The organism is Sporosarcina sp. NCCP-2222 (assembly GCF_023168145.1).
GTDB lineage: Bacteria > Bacillota > Bacilli > Bacillales_A > Planococcaceae > Sporosarcina.
The window spans coordinates 134,478-152,036 of the sequence record NZ_BQYK01000007.1; the positions used below are offsets into that span (position 1 = coordinate 134,478).

A 17,559-nucleotide genomic window follows, 5' to 3' on the forward strand; every position below is an offset into this window, starting at 1 on the left:
ATTATAGACTACCTTTTCCCCCATCCCATCCATTATACTGTAATTCGCAAATCAAAAAGCATAAGGGGTGTATTTACATGGATGACAACAAAAACATTTTAGATCCTGGACCTTTCTTTCATGGCACAAAAGCAAAACTGGAAATTGGGGACCTTCTCGAACCTATGCACTTCTCCAATTATCAGGATAAAAAATCAAACCATATCTATTTTACCGCAACGTTAGACGCTGCTAAATGGGGTGCAGAATTAGCTAAATCCAATTCAAAAGAAAGAATTTATATCGTAGAACCGTTAGGTGATTTTGAAAATGACCCGAACTTAACGGACAAAAGATTTCCCGGAAATCCGACACGTTCCTATAGGTCTGCATCTCCTTTGAAAATAATAGCAGAATTAGGCTCATGGGAAAGACATTCTGATGAACAAATAAATCATATGGTTACTTCTTTGCAAAAGTTAAGTGAAGAAGGGAAAAATGTTATATACGATTGATTCTCTCTCCTATAGTCAGAGTAGAGTATCGTTACCGATAGATAAAAAGAAGGCATATCCTTGGTGGCCACTACTATCCGTAGCGACTTTTTTTCCTTGGTCAATTGCGCCGTTCCGACAGGATTCCCGTTGCGATCCTTTAGATGTACAGTCACTGACGGCAATTGATCATCTTTTGTAACACCTGCTTCAGGTGGATCGGCAGCAGTCCTTAACATCAGTATCATTTTTTTAATGGCGCATGCAGCCAAAAACAAAAGCACATGCGAGAAGCAACGTCAGCCACGTCCACTTTTCATCTTATTGATTCTTACAATTCACGAATCGCTATGTTCTAAACGAATTTCATGTAAAACTCTTTACTTTATCCAAGCTGAAAAGCCACCATATTTACGGGCCTTTCAGCTTTTTCTATCATGCGATCATTGCGAGTGATTAGTTTTTTATTGTAATAAACGCCTTTTCGTTTTTCAGTAGAAATTGAATGGTAAAAGGGTCGTCCCCAATTTGCTCTTTCGTCTCCGGCAACTCAAAATATGCGTTAATCGCATTTTTGACTTCTTCCACTATTCCATCGGATAACGGTTGATCCAAACTTGTCCGAAGTTTGACGAAGGCAGCACCTTTTTTTACTCGATATGACATACCCGTAACTTGATATGCTGACTTACCGGCCATCGCATCGTATAGATCCGATGCCACATATGCCCAGCGATTGTCTTGTTGACGATGCTTTAAATTGAAAGTATGCACTTTAACTTCTTTAATATCGAGATCCTGTGCTTTTATTTCCTTTTCAATATCCTCAATGATCTGATCCGATTCCTGGATATGGTCTGGCATATCGATTTGGACAATGTGAGAAAACCAGGTTTCTTCAAACCCAGCCAGTTCATAGTCTGCTTCTTTCGCATAGCCATAGGAGGTAAAAACTTTTTTCACAATCTCACGTACTTGATCATATAAACCGAATGTTTCCCCACTCCCCGGATCTATTTCCTCATCTGTCACACTTGATATTTTCAAATCAAATTTGTCAAATCCATTGATATATAAGTAGTCCGTTATCTTCGGTTCCAAATCTTTGATTGCTTGATGTAGCGCGGACTTTTGCAAAACTAATGAAACCTCGACGGTATAAGGCGAGGGTGTCACTCCGATGAAATTCACCTCATACCCTTCCTCCGTAACGAGTTCAAAAAGTTGTGATGTTACATCAGGGTTATTCGAACCATTCAAACTTGATGTTATGGAAAGCGGAATAATTTTTGAGACGACACGGGCTGCAGTAGATGAGTAAATAGGCGACGTAAAAATCAGAACAAGGCATGCGACAGCGATCCAGCCAAAAGATGTCAACCTGCGACTCGTTTTGTCATGAGCTTTTTGCAAAATACGGGTTCTTAATTCGGTTTTTGATTCATCGGTCATGTGCAATTGTGCTTCTAATTCAAGTAGCTGCTCATCTAAAGACTTCATTCGTAGCTCCCCCTTCACTCAAATCCCTTTTCAGTTTTTCCAGCGCTCGCTTCAGTGTCATTTTTACTTTACTCTCGGACCACTTTAAAATGAGCGCCGTTTCTTCCGTTGAAAATTCCTTTAACTTCCGCAAGATGATTACTTGTCGGTAAGCCGGTTTTAATTGCTGAATCGCGCGGTACAATTGTTCGTTTTGAATATTCATCGCAACCAGCTGTTCTGGAATTGGGTCATGATCTTTCGCCTCCAACGTCAAACCAAAATAATGTTGCAGCGGATGCTTCTTTCGAAAATAATCAGCTGTGACATTTCGCGCAATTGTAAATAACCACGTTTTCACGGAGGACCTACTTTCAAATTGTTGGTGGTGCCGAAATGCTTTAATGAACGTTTCCTGAGTCAAATCCTCAGCTTGTTGATAATCTCGAACCATCAACAATATGTACGTTAATACCGAATCACTATATTCATCAAACCAATATTCCAAGTCTGCCTGTTCCAAAACGTCCCCCCTCTCTCTACATACTTAGACGTAATAAAAGAATGGCGCGTCACACTTGCCTATCTTATTACGAAAAGAGCTAGACAAACAAAAAGAAAAGCAGCATCCCATTGTAGGATAACGCTTTTCTTTTCCCAGTATCTACTTATTTTGAGTCATAGACCGTAATAGACTAACAATCGCAGAAAATCTGCATTATTTAGGATTTCCGCTTCAATAGTATCCGATGTTTGATTTGAAATATCGATGCCCGCCTCTTTCATCGCTTTTATCGCATTTGGATTTCCCCCGTGTGCTTCAATTCCTGTACTGGGAACTTGCCATTCTCCTTTGTATTTTTGTCTTTCTATATGAAAAGCCCCTTGGCGTCGTCGAGCTGACCGCAGAGGAGCTTGGAATATTCATGTGGAAACATCCGGGTTTATATACTATACTGGTGTCGTTAAGACGCGGAGGACGGGGAACGCTGCCCTTGGGGACGAGAACGGCATTACAGGCAGATGCAGCGAATTTATATTTTCGGAAGTAGGGAGAAAAATGATTGAGTTAAGAAAAATTACCCACGATAATTTTGAGGAAGTGTTGAAGTTAAGCATAACAGACGAGCAGAAAGGAAATGTGGATTCTAGTATATACTGTTTGGCTAAAGCCTATGTAAAGATACTCAACGACGAAAAACCTCCTATGATCTTCGCTATATGCAACAATGATGAAGTCATAGGATATGTCGATATTGGATTTTTCGAACTGGCGGAAAGTGCATTTTTATGTGAAAAATATGGAGATAAATCTACATATGGACTTAATCGCTTTATGATTGATAAAAAGCATCAAGGTAAAGGATTTGGCAAACAAGCAATGATGAAAGTTATTGATTACATAAAGTCGTTTCCACAAGGAAAAGCCGATGCAGTTGCTACATCCTATTGGATGGTAAACGAAGCCGCCCGGAAGTTGTATGCGTCTGTCGGTTTCGTTGAAACAGGAGCGATATGGGACGGACAAACATCTGATAATTGGAATGCAGAAAGAAAAGATATAGAGTATGCAGAAGTAGGTGCCAGACTCGGATTATAAAGCTAACAACACTTTGATAGTGCATCGTCAGTATAAGACTATATGAAATCAGATGAAACAGGGCAAAAGAAAAAAACCTTGATTATCAAGGGCTTTGACACTGTTTGAAATCCACTGATTTCGTCTTATGGAGACGGTGGGAGGAACCCACGTCCAAAGGCTCCAATACTTAAGCGTCTACGCGTGTAGATTGAAACTACTTACGGTTCGCGCTGCATTATGCCGTCAATCAAGGCGTCTTGAGCGCTATCCTGGTAATCTCTTGCAACGGCCTCAGGAGGCGACCGTTACCGTATCCCACTAATAGGTGAGCCTCTCAATGCCACATGGGGGAATAAAATTTCCAAATTTTTAATATTAATTTACTTTGTTATACCGTACAATTGTTTCGAATAAAACTCTCTAATTCCCCGCTTTATCAGCTCATTAATCGAATTCAACTCAATTTCTCCTTCGCAGCAGTGATATTCTCAATCCCTTCCTGTTTGTTCACGTATAAGCTCCTTGGTCCATTTACTTAATTTTCATAAGAGTTCAATAAGGAAAGAACACCAAGCAGCTCAATGGACTTTCAAGTAAAGCACCCTTTCATATTATAAGGTCAGCCAGATATTTCTGGTTGACCATTTATTTTATGATTTAATGATGATTACTGTAGCCGGGGTAGGACATTGAATAATTAACCCGATTTAACCAAAACAATCAAATCGCCTAACCAAATTATCCCGGCAACGCGAGCGCAAGGGTACGAGTTTGTCACAGTTCCGGAATTGTTGAATTTTCCCTTAAAGAAATAGAAGGTCTATTTCTTTTTAATTTCCCAATCCCCAAAATAGCCTAGCTTCGATTTGTATGCAAACATTGATATATTCAATATGCAGCAGAATTATATTTGAACAGGACAACTGATAACAAGAAAAACACAGGGAGATATTCCATAGTGCCCGTGAGTTTCATGATAGAACTTTCCTGAATTCAGTTGTTTTATAAGGCTTCCTTAATGATAAAAGTAATATATTTCCCAACATTCAAACCATTGAAAAACAACGAAGAGTAATAGACAATATAAATAGAAGTTCTGGCCAGTCTTCTAATAAATCGCAAAGGGGTTATAGCTGTGGAACGAATAAAAAAACTGTTCTTAGTCATAGCAGCAATGGCGTTAATGCTTTCGACTGGTGTTGCTGCACAAGCCCAGGATGCTAACAACATGAACACTCAAGATCAATTCAATGCTTCCTTATCACAATCCTTGTATTACGATAAGGATACAGGAAAAGTGCAAATCGATGAAAATCGTATGGCAGAACTTCAAAGCATCAGCTTTCAAGAGGCTCAAGCTTTGAAGGAGATAAACGAAGCTTTATCTAACCTTTCAAAAGAAGAAACTGACAAAAAGCTGATTGAAGCGGGTTATGATCCGGAAAAACTTGAAGACGGCGAGTACCTCCCAAATGCATTCCCGGTTTTTCTTGTTGGAATCGGTCTAATCCTTTTGTATTTATGGTATGACAGTTATATAACTTATAAGGAGAAAACTGATTTAATTAATGCATGTACTAGACAGGGCGGTTATCCTAAAATGGATAAGCGAGATATCTCTGGTTATTGGGGTAGTCCAGACGCTGGTTATGGTTTTTCTATTGGTGGATATAACTTTGCTTGTATGAAGAATCCTCAAGACTAATCATCATTATTAACATTAACGCACTGAAAGTAATCTCTCAGTGCGTTTTTTTATCTATTATACTCAATACAGTATGCAATAGCGTAAGCAATGTTTGAGGTAATTATTATTCCTGCAAATAAATAGATAGGAAAAGCGGGATGATTATATACGACACCTGTGGAAAAAGCCATAATTGCCATTGCCAACATTGTCGCCAATGTGAAGGTAACATGAGAAGCCCTGGTTGCCTTATTAGTAATGTTTACCTCTCTTTCATCCCCTTCCTGAAATTCTCCAATTTTAAATAAGAAGTTAAATTTTTTTCCTGGTTTCATGTTAAAGGATAGTATCATATAAAGGATCGCCAATATGAAGCTGACAAAGAATGGCCAAACGCTAAATTTCACGTTAACTATATTTATCTCTCCATTTGCCAACCCGCGATCAAATTCATCCATCAACCAGATATTCTCATACGCAGACCCCCACGCATAGGCTGTTACACTAAAGATAATGATTTTACTTACAGTTTCAAATACGACAATCTTCACTCTACATCCCCCTTGTAAAAGATTTGTTCAATTGGCTCCTGAAACACTTCCGCAATATTCATTGCAAGTAAAAGCGATGGCACATAGGTTCCTTTTTCCAACGCGATAATGGTTTGACGTGTAACACCCACTTTTTCAGCTAAATCCTTTTGTGTAAGGTTCGATCTGGCCCTCAACTCTTTTATCCGATTCTTGATCTCCATTTCTTCCCTCCTTAACTCTTAACTCAAATGTAAAGTATTTCTTACATTAAGTAAAGAATTTCTTACAACAGAAAAGTTGGGAAAATGAAAAGAAAAAACCATTCTTACGCTTCTTTTCGTTCAAATGTTTATTAAATATCCGAGTAACCCTTTTTCTTTTCAAACATGAAAACATTTCCTTCCCCTCCATTCAACAATTAAAAAAGAACCCAATTCATGAAGAATCAGGTCCTTGCTTATATAGATTAGTTCCCTTTATGATGAACCGGCGGCTTTCCTTTAAGCGGCTCCGGTAGATCGTCGTCAGCTGCGGAAACTGCAGCTGCATTGAACAGCGAAAAGACTAGAATAAATAAGAAGCCAATAACTTTTGCTTTTTTCATAATCATTACCCCTTTACAGTATTTTTTTCAGATACATGAGAGCTGACTTATACTGACGACATTCTTCGAAGTACGCCACCAATTCATGGATATATTCCTTGATCATTTGTTGGTCAGAACGTTCCTCGAAATATGGCAATGCTACCGTTGAAATATAAAATTCGAAAATCGGATCATGTTCTAGTTTCTCCAGTTTATATTTGAGGACTTGAAATTTTATGATATGCTCCTTGTCCTTTACACTTTCCGCAATTTCTTCCCCGACATTTACGAACTTGTTTGCATTCGATTCATCTCCAATGTGTAGAAACTCTTTAGAAATGCTGTAGCAAGTTTTCATTCGCGAATTGTCACCGTCACGATAGCCTAGACTTGTTTCAAAAGCCTTAATCGCTTCGGAAGACTTACCTTCATCTGAACAGACCAACCCTAAGTTATGGTAAACTTTACCGATGACTTCCCGGTTGTGTAAGGGCATCACTTTCTCCAGGATGCTAAGATAAGTCTCTTTTGCTCGTTCCAAGTTCCCCATTTTTCGGTAGTTGATACCTAATAGAAGCTGACAATTCACACATTGCTCATAATCCATCTTTCGAGCGAAGAGTTCCAATGCCTTTTCTTCGTAATAGGTTGACATAGAGTATTCACCCAAAAGATGATATACGAGTGCAAGCTGGTAATACACATCCTCTATTTCACTCTGGGGCACAAGTTTTTCGGCTTCTTTGTACAGTTGGAGCGACTTTGTAAGACTGCCATACATGTAATGAAAAAGCCCACCATACCGGTTGTAATATGGTTTCATCATTTCGGGTACATACTCCTTGAGCTTAGCCGTCTCCTCGAAGAGTTCGAACACTTCCTCACGTTCTTTCTTCATTAACGCAATGCGCAACCCAAACAACACTTTAAACACCTGCATTGCCGGATCGATTATCATTCGATTCTTCGCTATGAAATCGTTATATAAGACGACAGCACTTTCGTTACACCCATTCCGAATTGCCCGGTGAAGTTCCAAAGCTTTCAGTTGCAGTTGATGAAGAAGATCAACTTCTAGCTTCAAATCTGTCGTTTCCAATCCAAGCTTTGAACTAAAGATATCCAACATTTCATCGCTTGGCTCTACGATTTCGTTTTCAATTTTGCTTAGATAGGATGTAGCGCACACTCCTAAAGCTAACTCTTTCTGTGTTAGGTTGTTCTTCGTGCGAAAGTATCTGATTTTCGAACCGATACCCACCATTTTACCCCCTTTTTATTATCTCCTACTTTACCAAATAAATACCGTAATGTTAGTCTTTACAAAGTTGGGAAAGTTACGAGGAGACTTTGACCTAAAGACAGATTTTATTTGTGAGTTTCCTAAAGTCAAGAACCATTCATTACTCTTTCACCATAGCCTTCCAAATTCCTTCTGTGAAAGTATAATAACAAAGTATAGGTAACACATTTTCACAACTATCCTTATAAGGAATAAAATGATGGGAGGTCTCCCCTCTATTTCTTTTTAAATTCCCAAATAGCCTAGCTTCTATTTGTAATTCCTACTTTGATATATTTCAATATGCAGCACAATTAAATTTGAACAAGAGACCTAAGAATAAGAAAAAACATAGGGAGATTTTACTCTTCCTATGTTTCATTCAAATTAATTATCTGTTTGTTTTTGCTTTTTCTTCAAATACTCCGTACGTATTTTTTCCAGGTGCTGCTTTTTATCAAATTTGACCGCCTTGTTTTGTTCATGATATTTTGTCACAGCCGTTTTACTTTTGTTGTCCAATTGATATTTCCCTACGTTGTTCACCTACTTTTCTTTTCTCATCTATAAATATAATGGACCTTAGTTAAATGAAGTATACCTTTTACCTTTAGTAGCGACTTTCATTCTAATCTGCTTAGTGATTAACGATGCAAAGCCTCTATTACTCATCATTTTATCCATAAAATACATAAAAATAGAGATATTGCCCAAGAGTACAACCCCTGTTCAATACCCCTATCTTTCTAAATCATTGTTATGACTACTTTTTTGTCCATTTAACTATGGAGACGGTGGGAGTCGAACCCACGTCCAAAGGCTCCAATACTTAAGCGTCTACGCGTGTAGATTGACTACTTACGGTTCGCGCTGCATTATGCCGTCAATCAAGGCGTCTTGAGCGCTATCCTGGTAGTCTCTTGCAACGGCCTCAGGAGGCGACCGTTACCGTATCCCACTAATAGGTGAGCCTAACAATGCCACATGGGCGATGGAACTGCTAGGCAGATTCATCAGCTTACGCTGCGAATGCTAAGTTGTTGTTTGTTTTGCCAGTTATTATTAACTGCCGTTTCTGACGGAGTCGAGCCCTCCGACGCGCAGCTCAAGCTCAGACCACCCCTGTCGAATCCGTAACGTCCCCGGTATAAAAGGTTGAACCTGCTAGGCACGTGGCCTGCCTGTCAACACATTCAACTGGAGAGTCAGGAAATGCTATGCCCGAAGCATAGCAGGTTTCTGAACTATCACTGTCCCAATCATACAACGTTTCTGCTGAAATTTCAATGGAAAACGCTTCCGCTTAGTATTGCTGCTTCGCTTTGAAGGCGCGTTCCATTTCACGTTTCGCTTCTTTTTTCTTCAGGTCGTCCCGTTTATCATAGAGCTTTTTCCCTTTCCCGATGCCGATCAGGACTTTAGCAAAGCCGTCCTTCAAGTACATTTTGAGCGGGACGATGGCGACGCCCTGTTCTTTGATTTGGCCGACGAGCGTGCTGATCTGCTTGCGATGCAATAGCAGCTTGCGGGAACGGATAGGGTCGTGGTTGTACCGGTTCCCTTGCTCGTACGGGCTAATATGCATATTGGAGATCCATGCTTCGTTGTTGCGAATGAGGACAAACGCGTCGCGAAGCTGGACCTTTCCGTTGCGTACTGATTTGATTTCCGTCCCTTGGAGGACGATGCCCGCCTCGATTGTTTCTTCGATTGCGAAGTCATGATTTGCTTTTTTATTGACCGCAATGACTTTTCCTTGGCCTTTTCCCATTGTCAACACCCCTCTAAAGCAGCCGGAGGGGATTGCCGCTCCGGCCTATTTTCTCTTTCTTGGACGTTTCTTTGTTTTCTTGGCGACGCCCTCATAGAATTTCTTCTTTTGGCTCGGTCCGCCCTGTTTCTTGCCTGGTGACGACTTGTCGCTTCGCTTGCCTTCCCCGCGTTTGCCGCCTTCCGATCCTCCTTGCTTTTTCGCATGGATGACTTTCGGCGTTTCCTTGCGCGTCCGGTGGAATGATTGCTTCATGCCGGCGATTTCAAAGTCGATCGCGGACTCTTCCGGTTTGACCGATACGACGCGAATCGTCACTTCGTCTCCGATGCGGAACTGCTTGCCGGTATGGCCGCCGATCATCATCATTTGGCGATCGTCGAATCGGTAGTAGTCGTCTGTCATGTAGCTCACATGGACAAGTCCTTCCACCGTGTTTTCCAGCTCGACGAACATGCCGAAATTCGTAAGGGACGAGATGACGCCGTCGAATTCCTCACCGATCTTATCGAGCATGTACTGTGCCTTTTTTAGAGCGTCTGTATCGCGTTCTGCATCGACTGCACGCCTTTCCCTGTCGGATGTATGCTGGGCGATTTCAGGCAGCGCAGCGTTCCAGTGGGCGATCGTTTCGGACGACAGGTCCTTCTCGATCAAATACGTGCGAATTAGCCTATGGACGATCAAGTCCGGATAACGGCGGATCGGTGATGTGAAGTGCGTATAGAAATCCGTCGACAAACCGAAGTGGCCGAGGCTCTCCTCGAAGTATTTCGCCTGTTGCATGGAACGAAGCAACATCGTCGAAATGACCGTCTCTTCCGGCAGGCCTTCGATCGATTCGATGATTTCCTGCAAGGCACGCGGGTGGACATGGTTTCCTGTCCCCTTCACGACGATACCGAAATTCGTTAGAAACTCAAAAAACCGCGCTAGTTTTTCCTCTTTCGGATTTTCGTGAATCCGGTAGATGAACGGCACATTCAGCCAGTGGAAATGCTCCGCCACTGTTTCATTTGCCGCGAGCATGAATTCCTCGATCAGCTGCTCAGAAACGGTCCTTTCGCGAAGCACGATATCCGTCGGCCAGCCTTCTTCATTGACAAGGACTTTCGATTCCTTGAAATCGAAGTCAATCGCGCCACGGCCCATCCGCTTCTGGCGCAGGATGGCAGCGAGGTCGCCCATGTCATTGAGCATCGGAACGATATGCTCATACTTTTTGAGCAGCTCTTCGTCCTTCTCCGCAATGATCTTATACACATCCGAATATGTCATCCGCTCTTTCGAATGGATCACACTCTCGAATATTTCATGGTCGGTGATTTTCCCGCTTCCGTCAATCGTCATCCGGCACGACAGCGTAAGCCGGTCGACACCCGGATTCAAAGAACAGATGCCGTTCGACAGCTTATGCGGTAGCATCGGAATAACCCGGTCGGTCAAGTAGACGCTCGTTCCGCGCTCATACGCTTCATCGTCCAGTGCTGTGTTCTCGCGCACATAATGGCTGACGTCAGCGATATGGACGGACAGCACGTACGTGCCATCATTATTTTTCACGACGGAAACAGCATCATCCAAGTCTTTGGCATCCGCGCCGTCAATCGTAATGATCTGTTCGTCGCGCAAGTCACGTCGCTTGAACAAGTCCTTTTCCTGAACAGTTTCCGGAGTCGATTTAATCTCATCCATGACCTCTTGCGGGAATTCGATTTCAATGCCGTGTTTATAAATGATTGATAAAATATCGACACCCGGGTCGTTTTTATGCCCGAGAATTTGCACGACTATGCCTGTAGCCGATTTCAGTTCACTTGGCCATTCCGTTATTTCGACGACCACTTTATGGCCATCCACCGCATTCAGGCTGTGTCCTTTGGCGATGAAAATGTCCATTGGCAGCCGTTTGTCGTCTGGAATGACGAAGCCAAAACCGCGATTGTCCTGATATGTTCCGACGACTTTAGTTGTCTTCCGTTCTGCAATGCGGATAATCGTTCCTTCCCGCCGGTCGCCCATGGAGCTGTTCGCAATGCGGACGAGTACGATATCGCCGTTCATGGCGCCGTTCACTTCTGTCGGCGGAATGAAAATATCATCCATCCCTTCCGTTTCCGGCGTCACAAAACCGAAGCCTTTCGCGTGTCCGATAAATTTGCCCCGTACGAGATTCATCCGCTCCGGCACGCCGTATCGGTTTGTCCGGGATCGAACGATGTCGCCCTTCTGCTCCAGATGGACAAGCATCTTGACCAGTTCCTTGAATTCTGCCGCTCCTTCGATCCCCAGTAATTCCTGGATTTCCTGGACCGTGAGCGGTTTATACGATTCCTCTTTCATGAATGCCAAGAGACGTTCTCTTAATTGCTCATCAAAAAATTCCAATGATATAGTCCCCTCCTTCTATCTACAACATGTTCATCTAGTTACAGTTTCACACGTTCCAATCCAATGATTCAAGAAATTGAAATACATCTTCATGGAGCTGTTCCTTTTCCGGCCCTAATGTAATGACGTGGCCGGAGTTTTCATACCATTTGATTTGCTTATCGAGCGACTCGGTGTTGTCGTAAATGACGTTGGCCGAATCGGGATCAATGACTTCATCCTGTGTCGCCTGGACGACAAATAACGGCGCATACACATGGTCGAGCTTCTCTCTGACATCATATACAAGGGCCCGCAAGTCTGCCAAAGACGGCATCGTTTTTCCGCGAATAGCATCCACTTCCTCTTCGATGACGGACTCCTCTTTTCCTTCGTACTTCTTATAGTCCTTCGCGTATTTCAACACGCCTTCAAACATTGTGTCCGTCGTCTTCATCGACATCGGCGCACACATTGTCACAATACCCTTTACCGGGTAATTCATTCCTACGTTCAATGAAAACACGCCGCCCAGCGACAAGCCGGCGACTGCGATTTCCTCATAGCCTGCCTCACGCAGCTGGTTGTATCCTGCTTCGACATCGGCCCACCACTGGTCCGGTCCCGTCTCGATCAATTCCTCCGGCGGCACGCCATGCCCCCGGTAATGCGGCGCAAGTGATGTATAGCCTTTCTTCTCCAGAAAACGGCCGAGCATCCGGACGTCCGCTGATGTGCCGGTAAATCCGTGCAGCAAGAGGACAGCACGCGTCCCCTTTTCAAAGAAAAACGGTTTCGGTTGAGCAATTCTCAAAACAATCATCCTTCCAAAACGTTTAGATGTAAATGGTCACCTATATGTATCATGTGCTCCTTCTCTTATCCTATTCTTCCCAATGAAAGAGAAAAGAAAACGCCTGACCCTACTTGGAAGGTCAGGCGCTGAGCAAGTCTGCTTACAATATGTTGTTAAAATTTAACGATCGCAATTGCTAAAATAAAAAACAGAATGGACAATACAATCGTCACCCGTTGGAGGACGAGGTCCAATCCACGCGCCTTTTGTTTTCCAAAAAGTTGTTCAGCACCACCGGAGATGGCTCCTGACAGGCCTGCACTTTTTCCGGATTGCAATAAGACAACTACGATTAATGCGATTGAGACAATTAAAAGCAACGTCAATAACAAAGCATGCACTTTGTTCCCACCTCCTGCATAGTACATCACGACATTTCTATTCTATCAAACATTGCCAAACGTGACAACAACATTTGTCAATTCCGTCTGATTATGCAGAAATGTCGTGAAGAGGTTGCTGCTCGGTCTATTACTTTTTCAAGTTATAGAAAGTACGTGCTCCGAGGTATTGTGCTGTATCATCCAGCTGATCTTCGATGCGAAGAAGCTGATTGTATTTCGCCACGCGGTCTGTACGGGATGGTGCACCCGTTTTGATTTGGCCCGCATTTGTCGCTACTGCGATGTCGGCAATTGTCGTATCTTCCGACTCGCCGGAACGGTGGGAGATAACAGCTGTATAGCCAGCGCGTTTTGCCATTTCGATCGCATCGAATGTTTCTGTCAATGTACCGATTTGGTTTACTTTGATGAGGATGGAGTTGCCCACGCCCTCTTCAATGCCGCGTGCCAATTTTTCTGTATTCGTTACGAATAAGTCATCACCGACAAGCTGTACTTTTTTGCCAAGGCGCTCAGTCAGCAATTTATGGCCTGCCCAGTCATTTTCGTCCAAACCGTCTTCGATGGAAACGATCGGGTATTTATTGCAAAGCTCTTCGTACCAATCAACCATTTCTTCAGATGTCTTGACGATGCCTTCGCCTGCCAAATTATAATTGCCTGCTTCTTTGTCGAAAAACTCAGAGGACGCGACGTCCATCGCAAGCAATACTTCTTCGCCTGGCTTGTAGCCAGCTTTTTCGATCGCTTCGATGATCGTAGAAAGAGCTTCTTCGTTAGAAGCTAGGTTCGGCGCGAAGCCGCCTTCATCGCCTACAGCTGTGTTCAAGCCTTTTGCTTTGAGAACGCTCTTCAGGCTATGGAAGATTTCCGCACCCATGCGAAGTCCGTGGCGGAATGATTCTGCACCGACTGGCATAACCATGAACTCCTGGATATCCACGTTGTTATCCGCATGTTCGCCACCATTTAGGATGTTCATCATTGGTACTGGCAATTGCTTCGCGTTGACTCCACCTAAGTATTGATAAAGCGGGATATCGAGATAATCAGCAGCCGCATGTGCAACCGCCATGGAAACGCCTAGAATCGCGTTCGCGCCAAGCTTTCCTTTGTTTTTCGTGCCATCCAGTTCAATCAATGCCTTGTCGATAAGTACTTGGTCAAGAACAGAGTACCGGTCCACAAGCTCTTCTGCGATGATTTCCTCTACGTGGTCAACTGCCTTTAGAACACCCTTGCCATTGTAGCGATCCGCATCTCCGTCACGCAGCTCAACCGCTTCATATTCGCCTGTTGATGCGCCGGAAGGAACGATCGCGCGACCGAATGCGCCGCTTTCTGTGAACACTTCCACCTCGACTGTCGGATTTCCGCGTGAATCAAGGACTTCTCTTGCTTGGATATGGGTAATGATTGGCATAGTAATTCTCTCCTTAATTAAAATAATGGTGTTCCTGTCATTTCAGCAGGTTGTTCAATTCCGAGCAGCTTCAACATCGTTGGTGCCAGGTCAGCCAAAATGCCGCCTTCGCGAATCGTGATGTCGGGATCGGTGATGATAACAGGCACCGGATTCGTCGTGTGGGCTGTCATCGGTTTGTCTTCTTCCGTCCTTACTTCATCCGCATTGCCATGGTCAGCTGTTACGATCGCCACGCCGCCCTTCGCATGGATGGCATCAATAATTTGGCCGAGGCATACATCCACCGTCTCGATTGCCTTCACTGTCGGCTCCAGCATGCCGCTATGGCCGACCATGTCCGGGTTGGCGAAGTTAAGAATGATGGCATCCTGCTTGTCGTCATTAATTTGTGCAAGCAGCGCTTCCGTCACTTCGACTGCGCTCATTTCCGGCTTCAAGTCATACGTCGCGACTTTCGGGGATGCGATGAGAATCCGGGTTTCCCCTTCAAACTCCTCTTCCCGTCCTCCGCTCATGAAGAAGGTGACGTGCGGGTACTTTTCAGTTTCTGCGATACGCAATTGCCGCAGCCCGTTTGCCGACAGCACTTCGCCAATCGTGTTGAGGAGGTTGTCGTTTCGGAACACAACATCCGCCTGGACTTCCTCGCTGTATTCAGTGAAGGTAACAAACTCCAGGTTTTCGAGAGTTTTAGGTCCTGTATGGAACCCATCGAACGACGGGTCTGTAAACGCACGCGATAGCTGGATTGCGCGGTCTGGACGGAAATTAAAGAAGATGACCGCATCTCCTTCATTGACAGTCGCGACCGGTTTTCCATCCTTCTCGATGACAAACGGCACGACGAATTCATCCGTTACGTCCTTGTCATACGATTTGAGAATTCCTTCGGACGCAGAAGCCGCCGTGTTTCCAGTTCCATCGACGATCGCGCGGTACGCCAGTTCCACGCGGTCCCATCGCTTGTCCCGGTCCATCGCATAATAACGTCCCGAGACCGTCGCAAGCTTGCCGACTTCCAAGTTCTCCATTACTTTGTCAGTTTGGCTGATGTACTCCATCGCTGTTTTCGGTCCGACATCGCGGCCATCTAAAAAGGCGTGGACATATACGTTATCTAGCCCGTTCATTTTCGCTAATCGCAAGAGGGCGAACATATGTTCATAATGGCTATGGACGCCCCCGTCCGATACAAGCCCCATCAAATGCAGCGCGGTGCCATTTTGTTTTGCATGCTGGACCGCCTTCAGCAAAGCCGGGTTTTCAAAAAAGTCACCATCTTTAATGGACTTGTTAATGCGCGTCAAGCTTTGGTAAACGATCCGGCCGGCACCGATATTCAAATGGCCGACTTCGGAGTTCCCCATCTGGCCTTCTGGCAAACCGACGGCTTCGCCGCATGCTGTTAGCGTGGAATGAGGGAAGTTGTTCCATAGTAAATCGTAATTCTGCTTATTCGCCTGAGCGACCGCATTGCCGAATTTCTCATCCCGCAGGCCGAAGCCATCTAAGATGATTAGTGCTACCGGTCCTTTACTCATGGACGCCCGCCTCCACCAATTTTAGGAAGGATGCCGGATCCAAGCTCGCTCCGCCAACAAGTGCGCCGTCAATATGCTCCTTGGACAGAAGCTCGACGATATTTTCAGGTTTCACGCTGCCGCCGTATTGGATACGGATGCTGTCTGCGATCTCCCGGTCGTATAATGCTGCGATGGCAGAACGGATTTCTTTACATACTTCATTCGCATCATCAGCTGTCGCTGTTTTCCCTGTGCCGATCGCCCAAATAGGTTCGTATGCGATAACGGCATTGACTGCGTCTGTTCCTTCGATGTTTTGGAACGCCTTTTTCACTTGGTCAGAAACGCGGCTGACCGTCTCGCCTGCTTCACGTTCTTCCAATGTTTCGCCGACGCAGACGATTGGCGTCAATTGATGGGCAAAAGCAGCTTTCACTTTTGCATTGACTGATTCATCCGTTTCATTGAAATATTGCCGGCGCTCGGAGTGACCTAAAATGACATACGTGACGCCAATGTCTGTAAGCATGGTCGGGCTCACTTCGCCCGTAAACGCCCCTTCTTCCTTGTCGTGCATCGTTTGGGCACCGATGGAGAGAGGGGTGCCCTTCGCCATCTGGACAAGCTCTGCCAAATAGAGTGCCGGCGAGCAGATGACCGCATCGACATCCGAAGCGGACAGCTTGCCTTTTACTTCGTCGACAAAGGTTTTCGCTTCCCCCATCGTCTTATACATTTTCCAGTTTCCTGCAATGATCGGTTTCCGCACTTCGATCTCTCCTCTCACTTATCGTTTAAAGCAGATACGCCCGGAAGTTCCTTGCCTTCCATGAATTCAAGGGATGCGCCGCCGCCTGTAGAAATATGATCCATTTGATCTGCGACATTGAACTTTTCAACAGCCGCTGCAGAATCGCCACCGCCAATAACGGTATACGCTTCCGTGCGGGCCATTGCTTCAGCCACTTGCTTCGTCCCTTGAGAGAATGGCTCCATTTCGAACACACCCATCGGCCCGTTCCAAATAACCAATTTCGATTGTTCGATTACTTTTGCATAAAGTGCTGCTGTTTCAGGTCCGATATCGAGACCCATCCAGCCGGCAGGCATTGCATCGATTTTCACTGTTTTCACGTTGGCAGTCGCAGAGAATTCATCCGCAATGACCGCATCGATTGGCAAGTACAAATTGACGCCTTTGTCTTTTGCTTTTTGAATGAATGAGGCTGCCAGTTCAATTTTATCTTCTTCCAAAAGCGAGTTGCCTGTGTCGTACCCTTGCGCTTTTGAGAATGTATAGGAGAGTCCGCCGCCAATTAATAAATTATCGACTTTATCAAGCAGGTGGTCGATGACTCCGATTTTGTCCTTTACTTTCGCTCCGCCAATAATTGCGGTAAACGGACGGTCCGGATCGGATAAAGCTTTTCCAAGCACGTCCAATTCTTTTTCCAGAAGCAATCCGGAAACCGCAGGCAAATAGTCTGCGATGCCTGCTGTCGATGCATGTGCACGGTGTGCAGCGCCAAACGCATCGTTGACGAACAAGTCCGCAAGCGCAGCAAATTGTTTGGCGAGTTCAGGATCGTTCTTTTCCTCACCTGAATGGAAACGGACATTTTCAAGCAATAGGATGTCTCCGTCTTT

Annotated in this window: 17 protein-coding genes, 1 other RNA gene and 1 pseudogene; 3 read left to right on the plus strand and 16 right to left on the minus strand. The window is 44.5% G+C overall.

The window, feature by feature from the left end:
• Positions 1-77: 77 nt before the first annotated feature.
• Entirely contained in the window at positions 78-494 is a 417-nt protein-coding gene (arr, locus tag NCCP2222_RS15215) for an NAD(+)--rifampin ADP-ribosyltransferase (protein WP_248513191.1), read from the plus strand.
• Positions 495-929: 435 nt separating this feature from the next.
• On the opposite strand, the gene NCCP2222_RS15220 is transcribed toward arr, so the two are convergent.
• The 3 genes and pseudogenes from NCCP2222_RS15220 to NCCP2222_RS15230 form a co-directional block, all read right to left on the minus strand.
• The gene (locus NCCP2222_RS15220) at positions 930-1,973 is read right to left on the minus strand and encodes a hypothetical protein (RefSeq protein ID WP_248513192.1); all 1,044 of its coding nucleotides are present in this window, start codon (positions 1,971-1,973) and stop codon (positions 930-932) included.
• Complete coding sequence (locus NCCP2222_RS15225) at positions 1,957-2,475, minus strand: RNA polymerase sigma factor (protein ID WP_248513193.1); 519 nt, start codon at positions 2,473-2,475, stop codon at positions 1,957-1,959. Before NCCP2222_RS15225 ends, NCCP2222_RS15220 begins: the two co-directional genes overlap by 17 nt.
• A gap of 182 nt (positions 2,476-2,657) precedes the next feature.
• Positions 2,658-2,801 (minus strand): annotated as a pseudogene (locus NCCP2222_RS15230) (low molecular weight phosphatase family protein); the annotation flags it as partial.
• Between the two features lie 211 nt (positions 2,802-3,012).
• Here NCCP2222_RS15230 and NCCP2222_RS15235 point away from each other — a divergent pair.
• Positions 3,013-3,552: a GNAT family N-acetyltransferase gene (locus NCCP2222_RS15235; RefSeq protein WP_248513194.1), complete on the plus strand. Its 540-nt coding sequence runs from the start codon at positions 3,013-3,015 to the stop codon at positions 3,550-3,552.
• A 1,117-nt stretch (positions 3,553-4,669) separates the two neighbouring features.
• On the plus strand, positions 4,670-5,239 hold the full coding sequence (locus NCCP2222_RS15240; RefSeq protein WP_248513195.1) for a hypothetical protein: 570 nt from the start codon (positions 4,670-4,672) through the stop codon (positions 5,237-5,239).
• A 50-nt stretch (positions 5,240-5,289) separates the two neighbouring features.
• On the opposite strand, the gene NCCP2222_RS15245 is transcribed toward NCCP2222_RS15240, so the two are convergent.
• The 13 genes from NCCP2222_RS15245 to NCCP2222_RS15305 form a co-directional block, all read right to left on the minus strand.
• A complete protein-coding gene (locus tag NCCP2222_RS15245) occupies positions 5,290-5,772 on the minus strand; it encodes a hypothetical protein (protein WP_248513196.1) in 483 nt (160 codons plus the stop codon).
• Positions 5,769-5,975 carry a helix-turn-helix transcriptional regulator gene (locus NCCP2222_RS15250; protein ID WP_248513197.1) on the minus strand — a complete coding sequence of 69 codons (207 nt, stop codon included), beginning with the start codon at positions 5,973-5,975 and terminating at the stop codon, positions 5,769-5,771. Before NCCP2222_RS15250 ends, NCCP2222_RS15245 begins: the two co-directional genes overlap by 4 nt.
• Positions 5,976-6,220: 245 nt before the next feature.
• Complete coding sequence (locus NCCP2222_RS15255) at positions 6,221-6,358, minus strand: hypothetical protein (protein WP_248513198.1); 138 nt, start codon at positions 6,356-6,358, stop codon at positions 6,221-6,223.
• Between the two features lie 13 nt (positions 6,359-6,371).
• Positions 6,372-7,601 carry a helix-turn-helix domain-containing protein gene (locus tag NCCP2222_RS15260; protein ID WP_248513199.1) on the minus strand — a complete coding sequence of 410 codons (1,230 nt, stop codon included), beginning with the start codon at positions 7,599-7,601 and terminating at the stop codon, positions 6,372-6,374.
• A gap of 804 nt (positions 7,602-8,405) precedes the next feature.
• Positions 8,406-8,766, minus strand: a transfer-messenger RNA (tmRNA) gene (gene ssrA / locus NCCP2222_RS15265).
• Positions 8,767-8,925: 159 nt separating this feature from the next.
• On the minus strand, positions 8,926-9,393 hold the full coding sequence (smpB, locus tag NCCP2222_RS15270) for an SsrA-binding protein SmpB (RefSeq protein WP_184211722.1): 468 nt from the start codon (positions 9,391-9,393) through the stop codon (positions 8,926-8,928).
• A gap of 45 nt (positions 9,394-9,438) precedes the next feature.
• Positions 9,439-11,781 carry a ribonuclease R gene (gene rnr / locus NCCP2222_RS15275; RefSeq protein WP_248513200.1) on the minus strand — a complete coding sequence of 781 codons (2,343 nt, stop codon included), beginning with the start codon at positions 11,779-11,781 and terminating at the stop codon, positions 9,439-9,441.
• A 49-nt stretch (positions 11,782-11,830) separates the two neighbouring features.
• Positions 11,831-12,586 carry an alpha/beta hydrolase gene (locus tag NCCP2222_RS15280; RefSeq protein ID WP_282570715.1) on the minus strand — a complete coding sequence of 252 codons (756 nt, stop codon included), beginning with the start codon at positions 12,584-12,586 and terminating at the stop codon, positions 11,831-11,833.
• Positions 12,587-12,732: 146 nt separating this feature from the next.
• Positions 12,733-12,960 (minus strand): preprotein translocase subunit SecG, encoded by a 228-nt coding sequence (gene secG, locus NCCP2222_RS15285; RefSeq protein ID WP_184211717.1) that lies wholly within the window; start codon positions 12,958-12,960, stop codon positions 12,733-12,735.
• A 130-nt stretch (positions 12,961-13,090) separates the two neighbouring features.
• A complete protein-coding gene (eno, locus tag NCCP2222_RS15290) occupies positions 13,091-14,386 on the minus strand; it encodes a phosphopyruvate hydratase (RefSeq protein ID WP_248513202.1) in 1,296 nt (431 codons plus the stop codon).
• A gap of 17 nt (positions 14,387-14,403) precedes the next feature.
• On the minus strand, positions 14,404-15,930 hold the full coding sequence (gene gpmI / locus NCCP2222_RS15295; RefSeq protein ID WP_248513203.1) for a 2,3-bisphosphoglycerate-independent phosphoglycerate mutase: 1,527 nt from the start codon (positions 15,928-15,930) through the stop codon (positions 14,404-14,406).
• Positions 15,923-16,681, minus strand: a complete 759-nt coding sequence (gene tpiA / locus NCCP2222_RS15300; protein ID WP_248513204.1) for a triose-phosphate isomerase — start codon at positions 16,679-16,681, stop codon at positions 15,923-15,925. The genes gpmI and tpiA overlap by 8 nt, the downstream gene beginning before the upstream one ends.
• Before the next feature lie 14 nt (positions 16,682-16,695).
• Positions 16,696-17,559, minus strand: an 864-nt coding sequence (locus NCCP2222_RS15305; protein WP_248513205.1) for a phosphoglycerate kinase, incomplete at its 5' end; no start/stop codon positions are given.

Coding starts and splice junctions, on each gene's coding strand:
- NCCP2222_RS15280 (WP_282570715.1), bottom strand. CDS start 12,586: ATGATTGTTTTGAGAATTGCTCAACCGAAACCGTTTTTCTTTGAAAAG.
- arr (WP_248513191.1), top strand. CDS start 78: ATGGATGACAACAAAAACATTTTAGATCCTGGACCTTTCTTTCATGGC.
- NCCP2222_RS15235 (WP_248513194.1), top strand. CDS start 3,013: ATGATTGAGTTAAGAAAAATTACCCACGATAATTTTGAGGAAGTGTTG.
- NCCP2222_RS15255 (WP_248513198.1), bottom strand. CDS start 6,358: ATGAAAAAAGCAAAAGTTATTGGCTTCTTATTTATTCTAGTCTTTTCG.
- NCCP2222_RS15250 (WP_248513197.1), bottom strand. CDS start 5,975: ATGGAGATCAAGAATCGGATAAAAGAGTTGAGGGCCAGATCGAACCTT.
- gpmI (WP_248513203.1), bottom strand. CDS start 15,930: ATGAGTAAAGGACCGGTAGCACTAATCATCTTAGATGGCTTCGGCCTG.
- eno (WP_248513202.1), bottom strand. CDS start 14,386: ATGCCAATCATTACCCATATCCAAGCAAGAGAAGTCCTTGATTCACGC.
- NCCP2222_RS15220 (WP_248513192.1), bottom strand. CDS start 1,973: ATGAAGTCTTTAGATGAGCAGCTACTTGAATTAGAAGCACAATTGCAC.
- smpB (WP_184211722.1), bottom strand. CDS start 9,393: ATGGGAAAAGGCCAAGGAAAAGTCATTGCGGTCAATAAAAAAGCAAAT.